General features: G+C 70.4%; 15 protein-coding genes and 3 pseudogenes. 8 read left to right on the forward strand and 10 right to left on the reverse strand.

From position 1 onward, the window contains the following. Position 1 precedes the first annotated feature (1 nt). The 6 genes from ASD25_RS06865 to ASD25_RS06890 form a co-directional block, all read right to left on the reverse strand. Positions 2–424: a DUF6491 family protein gene (locus ASD25_RS06865; protein WP_055826860.1), complete on the reverse strand. Its 423-nt coding sequence runs from the start codon at positions 422–424 to the stop codon at positions 2–4. A gap of 30 nt (positions 425–454) precedes the next feature. Next, the gene (gene mnmD / locus ASD25_RS06870; RefSeq protein ID WP_055826856.1) at positions 455–2269 is read right to left on the reverse strand and encodes a tRNA (5-methylaminomethyl-2-thiouridine)(34)-methyltransferase MnmD; all 1815 of its coding nucleotides are present in this window, start codon (positions 2267–2269) and stop codon (positions 455–457) included. 96 nt (positions 2270–2365) lie between these two features. Further along, complete coding sequence (locus ASD25_RS06875; protein ID WP_055826853.1) at positions 2366–2740, reverse strand: hypothetical protein; 375 nt, start codon at positions 2738–2740, stop codon at positions 2366–2368. Positions 2741–3255: 515 nt separating this feature from the next. Further along, the gene (locus tag ASD25_RS32800; RefSeq protein ID WP_055826847.1) at positions 3256–3537 is read right to left on the reverse strand and encodes a hypothetical protein; all 282 of its coding nucleotides are present in this window, start codon (positions 3535–3537) and stop codon (positions 3256–3258) included. Positions 3538–3673: 136 nt separating this feature from the next. Further along, the gene (locus tag ASD25_RS06885; RefSeq protein WP_055826845.1) at positions 3674–4516 is read right to left on the reverse strand and encodes an HAD family hydrolase; all 843 of its coding nucleotides are present in this window, start codon (positions 4514–4516) and stop codon (positions 3674–3676) included. A gap of 37 nt (positions 4517–4553) precedes the next feature. Beyond that, complete coding sequence (locus ASD25_RS06890; protein ID WP_055826842.1) at positions 4554–6878, reverse strand: PAS domain-containing sensor histidine kinase; 2325 nt, start codon at positions 6876–6878, stop codon at positions 4554–4556. Positions 6879–7044: 166 nt separating this feature from the next. Here ASD25_RS06890 and ASD25_RS06895 point away from each other — a divergent pair, with 166 nt between their 5' ends. From ASD25_RS06895 to ASD25_RS06910, 6 genes and pseudogenes are all read left to right on the forward strand, one after another. Beyond that, positions 7045–7452 (forward strand): metallopeptidase family protein, encoded by a 408-nt coding sequence (locus tag ASD25_RS06895; RefSeq protein WP_055826838.1) that lies wholly within the window; start codon positions 7045–7047, stop codon positions 7450–7452. A 63-nt stretch (positions 7453–7515) separates the two neighbouring features. Further along, complete coding sequence (locus ASD25_RS29225) at positions 7516–7953, forward strand: GIY-YIG nuclease family protein (protein ID WP_082559991.1); 438 nt, start codon at positions 7516–7518, stop codon at positions 7951–7953. A 32-nt stretch (positions 7954–7985) separates the two neighbouring features. Next, positions 7986–8470 (forward strand): annotated as a pseudogene (locus ASD25_RS31740) (23S rRNA (adenine(2503)-C(2))-methyltransferase RlmN); the annotation flags it as partial. A gap of 1 nt (position 8471) precedes the next feature. After that, a pseudogene (locus ASD25_RS31745) lies at positions 8472–9065 on the forward strand (23S rRNA (adenine(2503)-C(2))-methyltransferase RlmN); the annotation flags it as partial. A 109-nt stretch (positions 9066–9174) separates the two neighbouring features. After that, positions 9175–9618 (forward strand): DUF350 domain-containing protein, encoded by a 444-nt coding sequence (locus ASD25_RS06905; RefSeq protein WP_055826832.1) that lies wholly within the window; start codon positions 9175–9177, stop codon positions 9616–9618. Positions 9619–9622: 4 nt separating this feature from the next. Next, entirely contained in the window at positions 9623–10453 is an 831-nt protein-coding gene (locus ASD25_RS06910; protein WP_055826829.1) for a serine protease, read from the forward strand. Between the two features lie 15 nt (positions 10454–10468). On the opposite strand, the gene ASD25_RS06915 is transcribed toward ASD25_RS06910, so the two are convergent. From ASD25_RS06915 to katG, 3 genes are all read right to left on the reverse strand, one after another. Beyond that, positions 10469–13276, reverse strand: coding sequence for a pitrilysin family protein (locus tag ASD25_RS06915; RefSeq protein WP_056615628.1), 2808 nt, complete (start codon positions 13274–13276; stop codon positions 10469–10471). A 151-nt stretch (positions 13277–13427) separates the two neighbouring features. Further along, the gene (locus tag ASD25_RS06920) at positions 13428–14315 is read right to left on the reverse strand and encodes a hydrogen peroxide-inducible genes activator (RefSeq protein WP_055829584.1); all 888 of its coding nucleotides are present in this window, start codon (positions 14313–14315) and stop codon (positions 13428–13430) included. A gap of 351 nt (positions 14316–14666) precedes the next feature. Beyond that, positions 14667–16910 (reverse strand): catalase/peroxidase HPI, encoded by a 2244-nt coding sequence (katG, locus tag ASD25_RS06925; RefSeq protein ID WP_055826823.1) that lies wholly within the window; start codon positions 16908–16910, stop codon positions 14667–14669. 183 nt (positions 16911–17093) lie between these two features. On the opposite strand from katG, the gene ASD25_RS06930 reads away from it, so the two are divergent. Next, positions 17094–17453, forward strand: coding sequence for a hypothetical protein (locus ASD25_RS06930; protein WP_055826820.1), 360 nt, complete (start codon positions 17094–17096; stop codon positions 17451–17453). Here ASD25_RS06930 and ASD25_RS06935 read toward each other — a convergent pair. After that, positions 17450–18238, reverse strand: a complete 789-nt coding sequence (locus tag ASD25_RS06935) for an EcsC family protein (protein ID WP_082559990.1) — start codon at positions 18236–18238, stop codon at positions 17450–17452. The genes ASD25_RS06930 and ASD25_RS06935 overlap by 4 nt on opposite strands. Before the next feature lie 132 nt (positions 18239–18370). On the opposite strand from ASD25_RS06935, the pseudogene ASD25_RS06940 reads away from it, so the two are divergent. Next, positions 18371–18678: pseudogene (locus ASD25_RS06940) on the forward strand (malate dehydrogenase); the annotation flags it as partial.

The following is an 18678-nucleotide window of genomic DNA, read 5'->3' on the forward strand; positions in this document are numbered from 1 at the left end:
CCTAGGGCCGGTGGCGCGGCGGCAGGGCGGCCACCTCCGCCGCGGTCAACTGGCGGCTGATGCGGACGCGGCAGACGGTCGAAGGCGAGGTCGAACCGGCCACGACCACCCTGGCCCAGTCGTCAGTGCACAGCCGCGACCCGGCCATGCCGCCGTCGGGGATCAGCGCCACCTGCTGGGCGAAGTCCAGATCCTGGCAGCCGCCCGCAGCGTTCAGCTCATAGACCGCGTCGCGGCCCACACGCAGAAAGACCTGGTCCGGCCGGCCCTTGGTGTAGTTGTTGACCTGGCCGACGCTGAAGCACTGGCGGGCCCGGGGCGGATCGCCGGCGTCTGCCATGCCCGCCCGCCCCACGCCGGGATCGACGGGCGCGCAGGCTGCGAGGGCGACGGCGACGGCGCTGGCGGTGAAGGCGGCACGCATGGCGATCTCCGGTTGTGAAGGGTCAGCCCGTCAACCTTCTGCCTTGTCGACCAGGTGCGCAAGGCTCCCGGTCTTCCGCCATCGCGCCGGGTCGACCCGCGCCGCCAGATCGGCCGGCAGGGGCGACGGCGCGCCGAGGGCGAGGGCCGCGACATGCTCGGCCAGCAGGGGCGCGGCGCAGAAGCCGCGCGAACCAAGGCCGCCGAGAACGAACAGGCCCGGGCGACCGGAAACCGGCCCCGCCAGCGGCAGGCGGTCGGGCGTCGTCGCGCGGACGGCGGCGCGCGCCTGTCCCGGCCCCGCCGCCTCTACCCGCGCCGCCAGCCCCGGCAGCCGGGCGGCCAGCACGGCCAGATTGCGTTCGCTGTCGGCGCGGCGGATCTCCTTTCCGACCTCGCCCCGGTCATGGGTGGCCCCGAACAGCAGGCCCTCGCCGGTCGGGACCGCATAACCGCCCCAGGCGACCGGCGGCGCGACCACGCCCTCGACCCAGTCGGCCTGGCCGCGCACCGGCGACAGCGGCGCTTCGGGCCAGAGGCCGGCGACGCCCCAGCCGGCGGCGACCACGACGATGTCGGCTTCGGCGATGATTTCGCCGTCGCCGGCGATCAGCCGCCAGCCTCCATCATGGGGCTCCACTCCCGCCACCTCGGCCGTGGCCCGGTCGGCTTGCGTCAACCATTGCGCCAGCACCGGCGCGGGCTGTAGCGCCAGCGCCTCGCCCATCAGCAGGCCGCCGTCGACGGGCTCTCCGAGGCGAGCCGAGCACGCCGCCGCGTCGAGCACCGCCATGCCGCCCTCCGGCCAGACCGGCTGTTCCGCGACCTTGCCGAAACGCCCCGCATCCCGGGCTTGCTGTTCCAGCTGCAGGACGCCCCGGTCCAGAACGGCGCCCGGCGCGGCGGCGTAAAGGGCGCGCGCCCGATCCAGCGCCTGGGCGAACAGGGCCGCGATGCCGGCGTCGCCGGCGTCCAGCCGCGGGGTGACGAGGGCCGCCGGAAAGCCCGACGCCCCCGCGCCGGGCCGGTCCGCTTCATACACCACGGGCCGGACGCCCAGCGCGGCGAAGGCCCGCGCCATCGACGCGCCGGCGATCCCGGCGCCGACGACGGCCACGGACGGGCCGGCCGCCGCCTCGTTCGCCGCCCCGGGCAGCCAGGCCTCCAGCCGTTCGCGCTTGCGCCCGTGTCCGGGCCGTTTGGCGACCGCGAAGCCGCGCCCGGCCAGGCCGCGCCGCACCGAGCCCGCCACGGTGAAGGTCGCGGCGCGCGCGCCCGGCGCCGATCGGGCCGCGATCCCGTCCATCACCGCATCGGACCACATGCCGGGATTGGTCGAGGGCGCGAACCCGTCCAGGAACCAGGCGTCGGCCCGGCCCGCCCATTGCTCCAGCGCCCACGCCACGTCGCCGATCGCCAGATCCACGACGGCGTTGAACCCCGGCAGGTCGAGCCGGTGAAAGCCCGGCGTCGGCGCGGGCCAGGCCGCCAGCAGGGCCTCCGACGCCCCGGCCAGTTCGGGCCAGGCCGACAGGGCCCGGGCCGCCTCTTCCCGCCCCAGCGGAAAGCCCTCGACCGAAAACACATGCAGCCGCCCGTCCGGCGGCCCCTCTCGGCGCCACAGGTCCAGCAGGGCGGCGATGTTCAGCCCCGTCCCGAACCCCAGTTCCGCCACCGTGAACCGCCGGCGCCCGCTCCACGCCTCCGGCAGGCCGCAGCCGGTCAGAAAGACCGCCCGCGTCTCGGCCAGTCCGTCCTGTTGCGAGAAATAGACGTCGTCGAACCGGCCGGACCGGAGGGCGCCGTCTTCGGTCCAGATCAGGCGGGGCGAGCGGTCGTCGGCCATGGCGACGGCCTATACGGGTGCGCCCGCCGCGCAAGAAAAAAGGGCCGCCCCGGCCCGGAAATCCGGACGGGGACGGCCCTCTTCGTCGTCCCGGCCTTACTGGGCGGGCTGGTTGTTCTGCGGCGGGTTCAGCCGGCGTTCGGTCTCGGTGACCGTGGTGCCGGCGCCGGCCGGGGGCTGGGCGGCCGGGGCCATGGCGCCGTCCGACACGGTCGAACCCGAAGCCGGAGCCATGGTCTGGCCACCCGTGCTCGCGCCCGAACGCGAACCCGAACCCGAACCCGAACCACCGGCGTTCGCGGCGGAGGCGGCCTCGGCGGCCGAGCCTTCGGCGGTCATGGCGGTGTCCGCGGCTGCACCCGAGGCTTCGGCGGCTTCGGTCGACGCCTCGGTCGTATCTTCGGCGGGCTTGTTGCAGGCGGACAGGGTGAAGGCCGCGGCGGCGGCGACGATCAGGGCGGCGGTGCGCATGAGAGAATCCTTGTGGCTGCCGGCGGCGGGTCCCGACCATCAGGACGCCGACCGCCAAGCTTGTTGCACAGGTGAAATCCCGTCGGGCGACCGATGTTCCCGCTACGGTTCCCGCGCAAGAAAAAAGGGCCGCCCGTGAGGGCGACCCTTTCGTTCAACGAGGCCCGGAGGCCGTGTCGATGTCGCTCTTAGTGAGCGGCTTTTTCTTCAGCAGCCGGGGCAGCCGGGGCCATGGCGGCGTCGGCGGCCGGAGCAGCAGCGGCGTCCGTNCTTGTCTTCGGCGGCGGGTTGGCAAGCAGCCAGGGCCAGAGCGGCGGCCGAAGCGGCGATCAGAGCGGTGATGCGCATGGTTTTCTTCCTTCAGAAGGTCACGCGAGGTCATGAATCCTCGCAATGCCGGAGATAACGGGATCGTGAGCGGAAGCGCAAGCGAAATTCTCACGCATTCGTGAACCCGTGTGACGCAACCGATCGAAGAGCAGCGCGCGCTGGCCCGAAATTCGCGCTGACGCGGCCTATCGGGGCGGCGGGCTGGTGGCCGGCGAGGTTGTGGACGGTTCGGTCGGCAGGGTGGGCGGCGTCTGTCCCGGCGGGGTCGTTCCATCCGACGGCGGGGGCGAGGCCGGAACCGTGGCGCTTCCGTCGAGCGGCTCCGGCGTCTCCGCCGCCGGAGCCTCGGCGGCCGTGTCGGCGGCGACATCGGCGGCGGCGTCGGCCCTCGGGGCGTTGTCCTGGCCCGAACAGGCGGACAGGGCGAAGGCGCTCGCGGCGGCGAGGGCGGCGATCCTGGGTGTCATCTGCGATCCTCCCGGCGATCGCCGGCGATGAGCCGCCGTTTCACGATCGTCCCCGCCATAACCGGCGGACCGTCCGGAGCGTTCCCGGCTTCGTGACAGGCGGTGAACCCGCGTGACCGGTTCGTGATCTGCCGGCTCAGCCGTCGGCCGGCATCCGGCCCGCATTGACCGCGATCCGCCCGATCAGCCCCTTGACGATCAGGTCCACGGGCGAGCCCTCGCGATAGTCGGCGGCGGCGACGAAATTGACCCGGTCCTCGGAGATCAGACGGTGGATCTTGGTGGTGTCGCGCGGCGTGGTCTCGGGATCATAGACCGCGATCGAGAAGCCGCCCTTGGTGTGCATCATCTTCATGGTCGGCACGTCGGTGTCGCCGTCGCCGAGGAAGATCATACGCTCGAACGGGATCGGCCGCTCGTCGTCCGGGATGAAGCGGTTGATGCGCTCGTCGTCCCAGTGGTTGAACACGCCCTTGTTGATGCGGAAAAGGTACTGGGTCTTGGTGGTGTAGTTGACGCCGACCGCCGGCCAGATGGCCACGTCGTTGTCGTCATAGACGTATTTCGAGGCGTAGACGTGCTTGAACGCCTTGGCGATCGGGCAGCCCTCGATCATCTCCGTCAGGCCGGCCGAGATGATGTAGTGCTCGATCTCGAGGCCGAACTGGTCGCCGAAGGCGTCCATCCGCTCGAACCAGCTCATGTCCCGCAGCCCCTCGAACAGGGCCACGTCCTGGCCGTGGTCGCGCAGCGCCTGTTTCGTCACCGGCTGGCCGTTGTCGCGCGCGGCCTGCAGCATCATCTGCATATACATCAGGATGCCGTCGCCATCGGCCTTCTGGGTCTGGGGGAAGACGCTGTCCCAGAACTGTTTCGGCGTCATCCCGATCGACGGAATGAAGCTGACCTCCTGCATGTTGCCGCGCGCCAGCGTGCCGTCGAAGTCGTAGATCAGGGCGGTCTTGAGACGTTTGGCCATGGGCGAAATCCTGCGTTCTCCGCCGCTCTAAACCAATCTAGCCGAGCCGCAACTCCGGCGGCGCGGCTACGCCCGCTGCTTCCAGCGGCAGATGCAGGATGAAGGCCGCGCCCTTGCCCGGCTCGCTCTCGACCTCGGCCCAGCCGCCGTGCAGCTCGACCAGGGCCTTGACCAGGGCCAGTCCGACCCCGGGCCCGCCCCGCTCGCGCCGCACGAAGCGATCGAAGACATGGGCCTGCAGGTGGTAGGGAATGCCCCGGCCGCTGTCCTCGACGCGGATGCGGACCTCGGACGCGGTGGCCTCGGCCGTCAGGGTCACGGCCCCGCCCTCGGACACCGAACGGGCGGCGTTGTCCAGCAGATGCTCGAGCGCCTGACCGACGCGCTGGGCGTCGGCGCGGATCGGCCGCAGGCCCGCCGGGCAGGTCACGCTCAGGGTCGCGCCGCGGCCCTCGATCCGGGGCCGCGACTTCTCCGCCGCGTCGTCCAGCAGGTCGCTGACCCGGACGTCGCCCAGCGTCAGCTCCATCTCGCCCGCGTCGATCTGGGCCATGTCCAGAACGTCGTCGATCGATCCGGCCAGCTGGCTGGCGGCGACGCGGATGGCCCCCGCGTGCTGACGGCTGCGCTCGGGCAGATCGGCCTGCATCTCCAGCAGTTCCGAATAGCCGACGATGGTCGTCAGCGGCGTGCGCAGTTCATAGGAGACGCTGCCGACGAACTCGCGCTTCAGCGCCGTCGACTCCTCCAGCGCCTGGGCCTTGGCCGCCAGCGCCTGTTCCAGCCCGCGACGGGCGGTGACGTCCGAGAAGGCCACCAGCGTGGCGCCGTCCGGCAGCGGCCGGGTCAGCCAGGACGCGATACGGCCATCCGTGGTGCGTCCCTCGCCCGCGATCGGCACCCGGCTTTCGGGATCGGGGTCGGCGACCCGCGCCTTCAACCCCAGCCACAGGGCCGGATCGGGCATGGTCGACTGGCACAGGGCGGCCACGGCGTCGAAGTCGGCGGCCGCGTCGATCGCATCACCGCTGACGCCCCAGAAGGTGTCGAACGCCTCGTTGTGCAGCCGGATGCGCCCGTCCGAGCCGAACACGGCGACGGCGTCGTTCAGCTTGTCCAGCGTCGCCGTCTGGACCTGGATCTGGGCATTGAACCGGCTGCGCAGCTTCAGTTCGTCGGTGATGTCGGAGAACAGCAGCAGCACGCCGCCCAAAGGATGCGGCTGGCGCACGACCCGCAGGGTGCGTCCGTCGGGCAGGGACCAGCTGTCGTCCGGCGCGGCTTCCGACGCGCCATAGAAGTCCAGCTCGTTGGCCTTCCAGCCGGCGTAGTCGATGACCTCGGGCAGCAGCCGGCGCTGGCGCAGCTTGTCCAGCAGCTCGGCGTGGGTCGGCCGTTCGTCCAGCCAGGCCGGGTCGATGTTGAACAGGGTCTGGAAGGCGGTGTTGTGGAAGGCCAGCCGCTTGGACGGACCGAAGATGGCGACGGCGTCCGCGAGGTGGTTCAGCGTCTCGTCATGCGCCTCGACGTGGCGGCGCAGGGTGTCGCGCGTCTCTTCCGCCTCGGTCATGTCCAGCGCGAAGGCCAGCACGGCTCCGGCCCCGCCCTGAACCGGCTCGGCCACGATGCGCCAGGCCCGGCGCCGCCCGCCGCCCGTGGTCCAGCGGAAGCCGTCCTGATGCTGGCGGGTGCGCCCCGCCTCGGCGACGATGGCGTCGGCCCCACGGTCGAAGCTCAGTCCCTTTTCGCGCGCGGTCTCGACGCTGTCGGCCTTCATCTCGGTCAGCCAGGCCTTGTTGGCCCAGGCCAGCCGCCCGGCCGCGTCGGTGATCCAAGTCGGGGCCGGATAGGAATCGGCCAGCAGGCCCAGCCCGCTCTCGGTCGCCGTGCCCACCAGTCCCAGTCGTGAGACTTTCAGCCAGGCCGCGCCGGCCGAGGACCGGCCCTCGACCGCCCAGGCCCCGGTCGCGCCTTCCAGCACCGCGTCGAACGCCTCGCCCTGGTCGATCAGGGCGTCGAGCCGCGGGCCCACGCCCTCGCGCACGGCGTCCAGCACGACCAGGGCGGGATCGCCCGGCTCCTCGCCGTCGGCCGCCAGATCGCGGACCACCGCCTCCCAGGCCGCCGCCGCACCCAGCCGCCGCGTCCGCCCGTCGGGGGCCAGCGCCAGCCGCACATCCTCGAAGGCCGCCAGGGCGCCGTCGCAATCCGCCAGATCGGCGCGCGCGCGGGCGAGCTCGGACTCGGCCCGGCGGTGGCGGATCGCCAGCCGGCCGCGCAGCCGCGCCGCCCAGGCGCTGAGCGCCAGGGCCAGCCCCGCGGCGCCCGCGGTCGCGACATAGGCGATGTCGGCCTCGGCCATCGTATTCGTTCAGCTCCCGCCCTGATTCGGTAACCATACCTCAAGAGGGACGAGGGACTAGGGATTAGGGATTAGGGTTCGGGAAATGGCCGAGATCGTGCTCAACCGCGCCCCAGTGTGCTTTCAAACCTCATCCCTGGTCCCTAATCCCTGATCCCTGATCCCCATGACCGACTGGACCGACCAATCCGCCCCCTCGCTCGACGACTTCGCCCGGTTGGCGCGCGAGGCGTTCGCCGCCCTGCCTGAACCGTTCCGGTCGCTGGCGGGCGAGGTGGTCATCCGCGTCGACGACTTCGCCGACGACGAGACCCTGGCGATGATGGAGATGGAGGACCCGTTCGAACTGACCGGCCTCTATCACGGCGTCGACATCGGCCTGCGCGACCAGATGGGCCCGGCCGCAGAGGCCAGCCGCATCTTCCTCTACCGCCGCCCGATCCTCGACGAATGGTGCGAGCGCGGCGACGTCGGCCTGTCCGAGATCATCGCCCACGTCCTGATCCACGAGATCGGCCACCATTTCGGCCTCGACGACGACCGCATCGACGTGATCGAGGACGGGGCGGATTGAGACCCTGACAGGTCCGTCACCCTCGGGCTTGACCCGAGGGCCGGACATTCCTCAGATCGGTCGATGGACAGCGAGCGCCGCCCGTTCATAGCCACCTATATCGAGGCCAGTCGGCCGTTCGGCGTGCTGTACATTGGCGTCACCAGCAACCTCTACACTCGAGGCGCCCAGCATCGGGACGGCGCCATCGACGGGTTCAGCAAACGCCACGGCTGCAACATGCTGGTCTGGTATCAGCCGTTCGAACTGATCACAGCCGCTATCCGTCGCGAGAAGGCGCTGAAGCGCTGGAACCGTGGGTGGAAGATGCAGCTGATAGAGCATCGAAATCCTGGCTGGCTCGATCTCTACCCATCATTGTGCGGCCTGGCGCCCGATCCTCGGGTCAAGCCCGAGGATGACGGAGAGGGTTGTGGCGGCGTTTCTGAAAAGCCTCACGGAAGGCCGGCAAAACCCGTAGCGCCGCCGCCTGCCTTAAATCCTTCCCGATCTGTGGTATAAGCCCCGCCTTCCCTCCTGCAGGACCGACCCCCTTGAGCCTGACGCTCGACCTTTCCCGCACGCCCGCCGTCGCTCCGGCGGCGCCCGTCAACCTCTCCGGTCTGACGCGCGCGGGCCTGCGCCAGGCCCTGATCGACGCCGACATCTGCCCGCCGGAAAAGGCGAAGATGCGCGCCAGTCAGGTCTGGGGCTGGATTCACCACTACGGCGTCACCGACTTCGCCGCGATGAGCAACATCGCCAAGGACACGCAAGGGAAGCTGGCCGCCGCCTTCACCCTCGCCCGCCCGGAGATCGTCGAGCGCCAGGTGTCGAACGACGGCACCCGCAAATGGCTGATCCGCACCGCCCCGGGCATCGAGATCGAGACCGTCTACATCCCGGATGTGGGCCGTGCGGGCGCGTTGTGCGTCTCGTCCCAGGTCGGCTGCACCCTGAACTGCACCTTCTGCCACACGGGCACCCAGAAGCTGGTCCGCAACCTGACCGCCGCCGAGATCGTGGCCCAGGTCCAGGTNCACGTCGCCGACGCCATCGACATCATCTCGGACAATGAGGGCATCGCCCTGTCGCGCCGCCGCATCACCGTCTCGACCTCGGGCGTCGTGCCGCAGCTCGACGCGCTCGGGACCCGCACCCAGGCCATGCTGGCGATCAGCCTGCACGCCACCAACGACGCCCTGCGCGACGTGCTGGTGCCGCTGAACAAGAAATACGACCTGGCCCAGCTGATGGCCGGCATCCGCGCCTATCCGGGGATTTCCAACGCCCGACGGGTGACCTTCGAATACGTGATGCTCAAGGGCGTCAACGACAGCCCCGACGAGGCCCGCGCCCTGCTGAAGCTGATCGAGGGCATTCCGGCCAAGGTCAATCTGATCCCGTTCAACCCGTGGCCCGGCACGGACTACGAATGCTCGGACTGGAAGACGATCGAGCGGTTCGCGGCCATTCTCAACAAGGCCGGTTACGCCAGCCCGATCCGCACCCCCCGCGGCCGCGACATCCTCGCCGCCTGCGGCCAGCTCAAGTCCGAGAGCGAGAAGGTCCGCGCCTCCACCCTGCGCAAGGCCGGACAGGCGACCATCGAAGGCGCGGTCGAGGCCGCCTAACCTCCGGTTACATCGCGACAAGATTCGTGACCGGGTGTGGCGCCGCCGCGCTTGCGGATTGGGGCCAAAACCGGGCAATCGTCAGGGATCGTCTGACCCCCGGATCAACATGGACCCGTCGTCCCTCTCCACCGTGCTCGAAAGCGCCGAGGTCCAGGCCTTCGCGACCGGCTTCCCCACCACCATGGCGCACCTGGGCCTGACCCTGGCCCTGATGGTCGGCGGCGCGATCCTCTACGCCCTGCTCACGCCGTGGAAGGAGATCACCCTGATCCGTCAGGGCAACGCCGCGGCGGCCGTGGCCTTCTCCGGCGTGCTGGTCGGCCTGGCCATCCCGCTCGCGGTCAGCCTCAGCGTCTCCACCTCGGTCAAGGACATCGCCCTGTGGGGCGTCGCCACCGTGGTCATCCAGCTGCTGTCGTTCCGTCTCGTCGACATGATCCTGACCGGCCTGCCCCAGCGCATCCGCGAGGGCGAGGTCGCCGCCGCCGTCCTGCTGGTCGGGGCCAAGCTGTCGACCGCCCTGATCCTGGCGGCGGCTCTGACGGGCTGACGCCATGGCCTTCCCCCGTCCCCCCGACTGGCTGATCTATTCGGCGGTTCTGGGCGGCCTGCTGATCCTGTCGCTGAACCGGCGCGAGAACGCCGACGCCCCGCCCGCCCCGCCGGCGCCGGACGAGATCGAGGGCGCCCTGCTGGGGCCGGTGACGCCGTTCGATCCCGCCGTCACCGTCAACGCGCCGGACATCCCGTTCCAGCCCGCCTCGGGCACGGCCTTCTCGGTCTCGCGCGACGGCCGCTGGGTCACGGCCCGCCACGTCGTCGAGGGCTGCCGCCGGCCCGCCATCCTGGTCGGCGGCGGACGCGCCGTCGCCGCCGACGTGCGGCTGGCGCCGCGCGCGGACATCGCCGTCCTGATCACCCAGGGCGGCGCCGACGCCGTGCCCGTTTCCAGTCTGCAGGGCCTGCGCGCCGGCCAGCGCGCCTTCCACCCCGGCTATCCGCAGGCGCGCGCGGGCGAGGTCACCTCCCGGCTTCTGGGCCGCGAGACGCTGAGGGTGCGCGGCCGCGGCCAGCGCGACGAGCCCATCCTGGCCTGGGCCGAGGTCGGTCGCACCGACGGCCTGGGCGGCACGCTGGCGGGTCTCTCGGGCGCGCCCGTGCTCGACCGTCAGGGCCGCGCCATCGGCGTCACCATTGCCGAAAGCCCGCGCCGCGGCCGGATCTACACCACGTCGCCCGACACCTTCGGCCCCGCCATCCGCGGCGTGCAGAAGGCGGACGAGCCGCTGAGGGGCCGTACCGTCACCATCGACAACTACGGCCTCGTCGCCGACGACCTGCGCCGCGAACTGCGGGTGGCGCAGGTGGTGTGTCTGTCGGCCTGACCTGAAAGCTCGCCCCTACCGCAGCGCCGCGCTATCCAGATTGAGCGCCGACAGCGGTATGACCTCGACGTTCGGATGCTTCACCCGCAGGGCGTCCAGGAATTTCGACGCGTCGCCGACCACGACCACGCTGGACCGGTCGACCGGGATATTGCGGGCGAAGGCGGCCTGGACGTCGGCGGCGTCGACGCCCTCGACATTGTTCACATAGGCGGCCAGATCGCTCATCGGCAGGTCGTACAGCGCCAGACTGGCGACCAGCCCGCCCAGCCCGTCCACCGTCTCCAGCGAGTCGCTGAAGGCGCCGGTCAGGATGGCGCGGCGGGTGGTCATCTCCTGCTCGGTCGGGGCGGTCGAGCCCAGTCGGGCGACCTCGGCCAGGATCAGGTCGACGACCTCGGGCGCGGCGTCGTTGCGCGTCTGGGCCGAGGCGACGAAGGCCCCGGCATCGCGCCGGACGCCCAGCGACGACCGCGTGCCGTAGCTGAGGCCGCGCTTGATGCGGATCTCCTGATTGAGCCGCGAGGTGAAGCTGCCGCCCAGCAGGGTGTTGCCCAGGGTCAGGGGGAAATAGTCGGGCGTGGCGCGCGGCACGCTGCGCATGGCCACGGCCACCGCCGCCTGTCCCGCGCCGGGCTGGTCGATGACGATGACGCGCGGCGCCACGGTCTGACCGGCCGGCGAAGCGACCGCCGCCGCGCCTGAACCGGCCGGAGCCCAGTCGCCGAACGCCGACTGCGCCAGGGCGCGGGCCTGGTCCGGGGTGATGTCGCCCGAGAACACCAGGGTCGCGGCCTCCGGGCGGTACCGGGCTGCATGGAAGGCGACGATGTCGTCACGCGTGATCGCGGGCAGGGAGGTCACCGTGCCGACCCCCGGCGCGCCATAGGGCGCATTGCCGTAGACGACCCGGCCGACGGCCTGGCTCAGCACCTGGCCGGGCGTGCTCAGCGCCACCTTCAGCCCGTCCAGGGTCTGGGTCCGCTGACGGTCCAGTTCCTCTTCCGCGAAGGCCGGGTTTCGCACCAGATCGGCCATCAGGGCGACGGCCTGCGGGAAGACGTTGGCCGGGGCGTTGGCGAAGACATTGGTGAAGTCCGGACCGGCTCCGGCCCCGACGCTGGCGCCCAGCTGCTCGATCTCTGTCGCGATCTGCGGGGCCGAACGCGTGGCGGTCCCTTGCGTCAGCAGATTGGCCGTCAGGCTGGCCGCCCCGGCCTTGCCCGCGGCCTCGTCGGCCGAGCCGGCGTCGAAGCTGAGGCGGGCCGAGACCAGCGGCAGGCCGCTCTTGGGCGCCACCAGCACGCGCAGGCCGTTGTCGAGACGGAAGTCCGCGATCGCCGGCGTCGAGGGCGACACCGCGGCGCCGGGCTCCGGCATGGCCGCGCGCTCGGCCTCGGGCAGCAGGGCGAAGATCTCGCCGACGGGCGCCAGGTCGGCGACGCGCACCGGCGCGTCGACGGCGGTGTTCTGTTCCGTCACCGGATGGGCCTCGTCTGCGGCGAGATAGCGGATCGTCGACGCGCGCTGCGGCGTCAGATAGCGCCGCGCCACGCGCTGCACGTCGGCCGCGGTCACGGCCTGGATGTCGGCGATCTCGCGGTCGGCGACCGAGGCGTCGCCATTGGTCCCGATCAGGGCCGAGCCCAGCACGTTTGCGCGGTCGTCGATGGTCTCGCGGCTGCGCAGGGCGTCGGCGACCAGCTCGTTCCTGGCCTCGGCCAGTTCGGCCTCGGTGACCGGCTCGTCGCGGAAGCGGGCGATCTCGGCGTTCAGGGCGGCGACGCCTTCATCGGCGGTGTGGCCGTCGGCCATGATGGCGTAGGCCGTGAGATGCCCGGCCTGCTGTTTCATGTCGGGCGAGGAGCCGATCTGGGCGGCGATCTCCTGCTCATAGACCAGCGACCGGTACAGGCGCGAGCTTTCGCCGGTCGACAGGATGCCGTCCAGCACCGTCAGGGCCGCGCGGTCCGGATCGGCGTATTTCACCGTCGGCCAGGCCAGCATGACCGCGGGCAGGGGCACATTGGGCGCGTAAAAGGTCACGTCGCGCGGCCCCGCCGGCTCGGGCTCGACCACATTGTTGGCGGGCAGCGGGCGTTCGGGATTGGCGATGGGCGCGAAATACCGGTCGATCCAGGCGTCCAGCTGCGCCTGGGGCCGGTAGTAGGTGGCGTGGAACCGCCGCACGTCCTCCAGCGTCGCCGCGTCCAGATCCTCGATCGAGCCGATGGTCGTCCGGCGATAGGGGCTTTCCTGATAGACGGTGGCCGGCTCGAACACCCCGAACAGCCGGCCGTAGGGGCTGGCCAGAATGCCCTGCCGGTATTCCTCCTGCACCACGGCGCGCTCCGAGCGGAACACGTCCTCGCCGACCACCAGCGAGCTCATCCGGTCGGCCTCGGCGAACAGCAGGCGCTGCAGGTGATTGGCCGGAATGGTCTCGTGATAGGCCGTCACATCGTCCGAGGTGAAGGCGTTGTTGTTGCCGCCGACGTCCTCGGTCAGCCGGTCGAAGGTCTCGTCGGGGAAATTCTTCGTCGCCTTGAACATCAGGTGTTCGAACAGGTGGGCGAAGCCCGAGCGTCCGGCGGGATCGTCCTTGGATCCGACCTTGTACCAGACCTGCACCGTGACGTTCGCCGTCGATGCATCGCGCGCGGTGTAGACCTTGAGCCCGTTCGGCAGGGTGCGTTCGACGAAGCCCAGCGGCGGCACGGCGACGGCGGTTGTCGCAGCGGTCTGGGCGACAGCCGGGGCGGCGGCCGGAAGACCGAGCAGCAAGGCCGAAACGGCGGCAGTCAGGATCAGGCGGGACTTCATGGACGCGGGCTCCGAACGCCCGTCGCATGCGGGCCGCCGGACCCTATCAGGGGGGAGTCCGGACGCACCTTACGATGTCGTAATGAGCCCCCTGCCTCTTTCACCCCGCTCATCCCGGCGGGAGCCGGGACAAGGGGAACAGGTGGAGCGATCAGTCCAGCGTCAGCGCCTCGGCCAGCAATCGGGCCTCCGCCGCGCGGCTCGAGCCCGTGCGCCAGGCCACGACGATCTCGCGGCGCGGCGCCTTGGCGGCGATGGGACGGACCACCACCCCGGGCATGTCGGCGAGGCCGGCCCGCACCGCCATCTCGGGCAGGAAGCTGACGCCCAGCCCGGCCGACACCATCTGCACCAGCGTATGCAGCGAGGTCGCGGCGAAGACATCGTCGCCCTTGGGCGGGTCGATATGGAAGGCCGCCAGCGCCTGGTCGCGCAGGCAGTGACCATCCTCCAGCAGGATCAGGTCCTCGGCCTTCAGCGACCCCGCCGGGATCGGACCGGTCCCCGCCAGGGCGTGACCGACCGGCGCGGCGGCCAGGATTTCATCGTCGCCGATACGCGCGTGGTCCACGCCGCTTGAGCTGTAGGGCAGGGCGATCACCGCCGCGTCCAGTTGCCCGGCCTTCAGTCCGGCGATCAGGCGCGGCGTCAGGTCCTCGCGGATGAACAGCCGCAGGGCGGGCCAGGTCCGCTTGATCCCCGGCAGCTTGGTCGGCAGCAGGAAGGGGGCGACCGTCGGAATGACGCCCAGTCGGAACCGACCGGACAGCGGCTTGCCCGCATTCTTGGCCGCCTCGACCAGATCCTCGGTGCGGGCCAGCACGTCCTCGGCCCGGCGCACGGCCTCGGCCCCGACGGCCGTCAGCTGGACGTTGCCCCGCGTACGCTCCACCACCGGCGCGCCGAGTATCTTCTCCAGCTCCTGCACGCCGGCCGACAGGGCCGGCTGGCTGACATGGGCGGCCTCGGCCGCGCGGCTGAACGAGGCGTGTTCGGCCAGGAGCTTGAGATACTGAAGCTGTCGGAGCGTGGGAAGCATGGCCGACATATAGGCGTGCTCTATCGCTTTATCCAAAGGCAATCAGGCAGCCTTATATGACTGACATTCGGTTGCTCCTCCTCTGGCGAGAGAGGGTTCAACACAAAGGGCGCGAAGGGGTCACGAAGGGCACAAGGGGTCCTTTGATGGCGACAGACCCGGACTCGTCGTTTCGGCGGTGAGAGGCTCCGGATCGAGGCAAGGCCTCGCTGAATCAAGGCGGCGAACGCCGCGAGCGTAACCGCGGAAGAATTCCGATCCGGATACGTCTCCGGTCCCTTCATGTCCTTGGTGACCCCTTCGCGCCCTTCGTGATGAACCTTCCAGCCCGCACGCCAGGAGAGGAGGAAGCTAGACGGCCGCCGCGCCGAACTCCTCGTTCAGGGTGATGTCGAACCGGTCGGCGTTCATCACCTTGGTCCACGCCGCCACGAAGTCGCGGACGAATTTCTCGCCCGCATCGGCCGAGGCGTAGACTTCCGACAGCGCCCGCAACTGCGAGTTCGAGCCGAACACCAGATCGGTGCGCGTCGCCGTCCACCGCTGTTCCCCGCTGATCCGGTCCGAGCCGATGAACGTCTCGTCGCCGCTGTCGTCGACCTGTTTCCAGGCCGTCCGCATGTCCAGCAGATTGACGAAGAAGTCGTTGGTCAGCTGCCCCGGCCGGTCGGTGAACACGCCATGCTTGGACGCGCCGTGGTTGGCGCCCAGCACCCGCAGGCCGCCGACCAGCACCGTCATCTCCGGCGCCGTCAGGCCCAGCAACTGCGCCCGGTCGACCAGCAGCTCCTCGGTCGGCACGTTGAACCGCACCTGCAGATAGTTGCGGAAACCGTCGGCCTTCGGCTCCAGCACCGCGAAGCCCTCGACGTCGGTCTGTTCCTGGCTGGCGTCGGTCCGGCCCGGGGTGAAGGGAACCTCGATCGGGCAGCCCCCGGCACGGGCCGCCTGTTCGATCCCGACGGAACCGCCCAGCACGATCAGGTCGGCGATCGAGACGTTCAGGCCCGAGCTCGACCGGACCTCCTCATAGACCCTCAGCACCGGCGCCAGCTTCGCCGGTTCGTTGACGTCCCAGCTGCGCTGCGGCTCCAGCCGCAGGCGCCCGCCGTTGGCCCCGCCGCGATGGTCCGAGCCGCGATAGGTCACGGCCGCCGCCCAGGCCGTCGTCACCAGCTCGGCCACGGACAGGCCCGAGGCCGCGATCCGGTCCTTCAGCGCGCGGATGTCGGCGTCGCCGATCCGCGAGCCCTGATGCGCCGGAATCGGGTCCTGCCAGATCAGATCCTCGGCGGGAACCTCCGGCCCGAGGTAGCGGATCTTCGGCCCCATGTCGCGGTGGCACAGCTTGAACCAGGCGCGGGCGAAGGCGTCGGCGAAATAGGCCGGGTCGGCGCGGAATTTCTCCATCACCTTGCGGTACTCGGGGTCGAATTTCATCGCCATGTCGGCGGTGGTCATCATCGTCGGGACCCTCTTGCCCGGCGTATGGGCGGCGGGGGCCAGGGTCTCGGGCGGATCGCCCACAGGGTGCCACTGCTTCGCGCCGGCCGGGCTGCGGGTCAGCTCGTAGTCGTGGTCCAGCAGCATGTTGAAATAGTCCATGTCCCAGGTGGTCGGCGTGGGCGTCCAGGCGCCCTCGATGCCCGAGGTGATGGTGTGGTCGCCCATGCCGCTCTCGTGGCCGGAGATCCAGCCCAGACCCTGCTGGGCGATGTCCGCCCCTTCCGGGCTGACGCCGACCTTCTTGGCGTCGCCGGCGCCGTGGGCCTTGCCGAAGGTGTGGCCGCCCGCCGTCAGGGCTGCCGTTTCCTCGTCGTTCATGCCCATGCGGGCGAAGGTCTCGCGGATGTCGCGGGCCGACTGCAGGGCGTCCGGCACGCCGCCGGGGCCCTCGGGGTTCACATAGATCAGCCCCATCTGGATCGCCGCCAGCGGGCTCTCCAGCGCCATCTGCTTCTCAGGCTGGATGCGGGTCTCATTGCCCTCCTCGCCGACCCAGTGCTCCTCGGTGCCCCAGTAGACGTCCTTCTCGGGCTCCCACACGTCGGCCCGCCCGCCGCCGAAGCCGAACACCGGCCCGCCCATCGACTCGATGGCGACATTGCCGGCCAGGATCATCAGATCGGCCCACGACAGGCTGGCCCCGTATTTCTGCTTGATCGGCCACAGCAGCCGCCGCGCCTTGTCGAGATTGCCGTTGTCCGGCCAGCTGTTCAGCGGCGCGAACCGCTGCTGTCCGGAACCCGCGCCGCCGCGCCCGTCGCCGGTCCGATAGGTGCCGGCCGAGTGCCAGGCCATGCGGATGAAGAACGGGCCGTAGTGGCCGTAGTCCGCCGGCCACCACGGCTGGCTGTCCGTCATCAGGGCGGTCAGGTCGCGTTTGACCGCGGCGTAGTCCAGCGCCTTGAAGGCCTTCGCATAGTTGAAGCCGTCGCCCATCGGGTCGCCGGTCCGGCCCTGCTGGTGCAGGATGTCGACGGCGATCTGGTTCGGCCACCAGTCGCGATTGGTCCGGCCCAGCAGCGATCTCAGCGCCGCAGGCTCCTTCTTCGGGTCGTTCAGGGGCGTGGGGCCGCCGGCGTGTCCGTCCATGGTGTCCTCCTGCGTCTGGGCGCGATTGGGAGGAAGCCTATGCCTGAGCTTGGCCGAAGGAAAATCGATAAACTTTGTCGTCAGAAATAGCGGAAGTTATACTCGGGAGAGAGGCTCAAGCCTCATCGCTGCGCGGATCAACTCTCCCGCGACAGCCGGCGCCCACTCGGCTAGCCTTGCTTGATGACACTTTATCGTCTTTTCCCCGCCGCCCTTTTTGTTCTGGCCCTGGCCGGCTGCTCCACGACGTCTGCGGTCGTATCGCCCATCCCGTCCGACAGAGAGGTCGTCGCCTATGTGACCTCGAACTGGAGCGACTACGACGCGCAATTCGCCTTCCTGAGCCAGCGCCAAGGTCAGACGGCCGCTATCGTCTCCGTGACCGACGTCGAATGCGTCGCGGACGACGGAGACGCGAGGTGCACCTTCATCGTGCAAGGCCGGTTTGAGGACGGCGTGGTCCTTCGCCAGCCCATGGAAAGCTATTTCCAGCGTCAGGGCGATGGCTCGATCGAGGAGTTGATTCCGGTCCTGCCTGCCTAGCCCACCTCCGCCATCCACCGCATCCGGCAGGCCATCATCGCCGTCTCGCCCAGACGGTCGACCAGCCGCCAGTTGACCACCGCCCCGATCGGCGCGCCGACGACAGGGATCAGCTGCGCCATCTTGGCCAGGTCGATATGGTCGCGATACTCGATCTGGAACCTGCGCCAGTCGTAGTCCGCGACCGCCTGCGGCTGGTCGACCCCGGCGATCCACGCCTCCAGCTCGGCCAGGGCCTCCGGCCGCCGTTTGGCGCTGGCGAAGGCGAGGTGGAAGATGTGCAGCACGAACAGCCGCTCGCGCACCGTATCGCCGCCCCAGCCGTATGCGCCCACCACGTCGCCCAGCATCCGCACCTTGATCGCCATGAGGGCCGGAAAGTCCGCCGCCGCCAGCACGAAGCCGCCGGCGCCGGCCACGCCGCCCTCGACGCCGGCCGTGTTGCGATAGGCCCGGATCATCGCCCGCGCCCGCCGCTCGCGCGCCGCCAGCGATCCGTCCGCCATGGGCCGCGCCTTCACCAGGTCCGAGCCGAACAATATCCCCCTGGTCATCGCCTCGACGCCCGCGGTGACGACGGCGTGGACCCGCTCGGGAATGATCCGGTTGATCCGTTCCTGCGTCCCGCGCGTCGCCCGGTCCCACAGCCCCGGCCGCTTCAGCATCTTCGCGCGCCAGGCCTCGACCTCGGCGCGGACCGTGGTCTCGTCGACGACGGTGATCAGGTCCGCCGGCACCGACTCGGCGGCGACGAATTCAGGACGGGTTTCAGGCGGGCGGGCCATGGGCGCTCCGGTGACGCGGCGTCACGGTTGCAGGCGAAAGCGCGCGGGTCTAGACCGCCGCCAACGCTTTCCCAACCACCTGACAATACGGCCTCAAGTAGCGCGAACGCGCGATAGGCCAAGGAGACCTGCATGGCTCGCGCGAAGATCGCCCTTATCGGCGCCGGCATGATCGGCGGCACCCTGGCCCATGTGGCCGCGCGCGAGGCGCTGGGCGACGTCATCCTGTTCGACATCGCCGAGGGCACCCCCCAGGGCAAGGCGCTGGACATCGCCGAGGCCACCGCGGTCATCGGTTCGGAYGTCTCGCTSAAGGGCGCCAACGACTACGCCGACATCGCSGGCGCCGACGTCTGCATCGTCACCGCCGGCGTGCCGCGCAAGCCGGGCATGAGCCGCGACGACCTGATCGGCATCAATCTGAAGGTCATGAAGGCCGT

The organism is Brevundimonas sp. Root1423, from assembly GCF_001426805.1.